Origin of the sequence: Neisseria sp. P0020.S003, assembly GCF_051957095.1 — a bacterium.
Classification (GTDB): Bacteria; Pseudomonadota; Gammaproteobacteria; order Burkholderiales; family Neisseriaceae; genus Neisseria; species Neisseria subflava.
Map to the genome: position 1 here is coordinate 1 of NZ_JBQCWU010000085.1, position 437 is coordinate 437.

Consider the following 437-nt stretch of genomic DNA (forward strand, 5'->3'; position numbering starts at 1 on the left):
GATTTTTAACCACGGCTTTAATGCTCGGTTGCGGCCTGCTGTAGCGTTTGAGCAACCACCACCCCAAGCCGACCACCACGCCGCAAAAAGCCATCACACCGATACGCCGCTCTGGACTTGCCTGCGCCACGCCCTCTCGGAATGAAAAGTATAGGCCGTCTGAACCGTAACCATAGGCAAGATGTTGAATTGTATGCATGATTTCGGTTAATACAATGCCGACCATGCCGCCGATGATGCCGGTAATGATGAGGGCGGCCCAAAGTTTATGTGTTTCTTTCACGGGATTTGACTTGAGGTAGTAATGGTTTGATCAAAGCGTTTTTTAAGGGAACTATTGTCCGCCCAAGGGGTAGTTTTTGGGGGCGACGTGGGTTTTGCCGTTATAAGGGAACATATATTTCTGATCTTTATCATTTTTCTTTCCTGATACGCCG

The 437-nt window shown here is 48.7% G+C and carries 1 pseudogene; it reads right to left on the reverse strand.

The features are described 5' to 3' along the window. Positions 1-226 (reverse strand): annotated as a pseudogene (locus ACTHTQ_RS11440) (chloride channel protein); the annotation flags it as partial. Positions 227-437 lie beyond the last annotated feature (211 nt).